Origin of the sequence: Bifidobacterium ruminantium DSM 6489 (genome assembly GCF_000770925.1) — a bacterium.
Taxonomy (GTDB): Bacteria; Actinomycetota; Actinomycetes; order Actinomycetales; family Bifidobacteriaceae; genus Bifidobacterium; species Bifidobacterium ruminantium.
In genome coordinates, this window is record NZ_JDTK01000055.1 from 1 (window position 1) to 975 (window position 975).

Genomic DNA, 975 nt, shown 5'->3' on the forward strand with positions numbered 1-975 from the left:
CCTGAAGTCCGGTGCGAGCGTGCAGCTGACCGCGACGGTCAGGCCCGACGACGCGACGGACCGCAAGGTCACGTGGACGAGCTCGGACTCGAGCGTCGCGAACGTGATGGGCACCGGCGTGGTCACCGCCGGCTCGAAGGCCGGCAAGGCCACGGTCACCGCGACCGCCGGCGGCAAGAGCGCGTCCGTCGAGGTCACGGTCGAGGCGCAGGATCCGTACGCCGAGCTGGACGCGTTGGCGAAGGCCCACGCGTCGGATCTGGCGGACGGCACGTACGTGGTGTCGACCGCGTTGAAGGACGGAATGCTCCTGGACGTGGCCGGAGGCTCGAAGAAGGACGGCGGGAACGTGCTGATCTACACCGCGACCGGCGGCGCGAACCAGCAGTGGAGGGTGTCGCACGACTCGAAGGGCTACGTGACGCTCTCGAACGTGAATTCGGGCAAGGTCCTGGACGTGGCGGGCGGTTCCGCGAGGAACGGCGCGAACGCGTTGCAGTACTCGTCGAACGGCGGCCGCAACCAGAAGTGGGTCGCGGTCCGGTCCGGCTCGTCGTACCGCCTGGTGTCCGCGATGTCGCAGTCGCTGGTCCTGGACGTGGCTGGATGGTCCACGAAGAACGGGACGAACGTGGACGTGTGGACGTCGAACGGCGGCGCGAACCAGCAGTGGAAGTTCAGGCCGGTCGGACAGTCCCAGAAGTCCGCGACGGTGTGGTACCGTCCGTCCTCCGCGCAGTCGCGCGTGCGCGTGCAGTGGCGCGTGTACGGCAGTCCGGACACGACCGGCGGCACGGAGATGACGAAGGCGTGCGGCGGCTGGTGGAAGGCCACGGTGCCTTCCGCGGGCTCCACTAAGGTCGGCCTGTCGTTCTCGTACGGCTCCACGACGGATGACAACGGCGGGAAGCTGTACGACGTGAAGGGCGAGTCCGCGGCGGTGTCGGGCGGTCAGGCCGTGACCGACGTCACACC

The 975-nt window shown here is 68.9% G+C and carries 1 protein-coding gene; it reads left to right on the forward strand.

Features of this window, described 5'->3' with window-relative positions:
• The coding region (locus tag OU26_RS09780) for an RICIN domain-containing protein (RefSeq protein WP_193786521.1) at positions 1-975 on the forward strand (975 nt) is incomplete at both ends.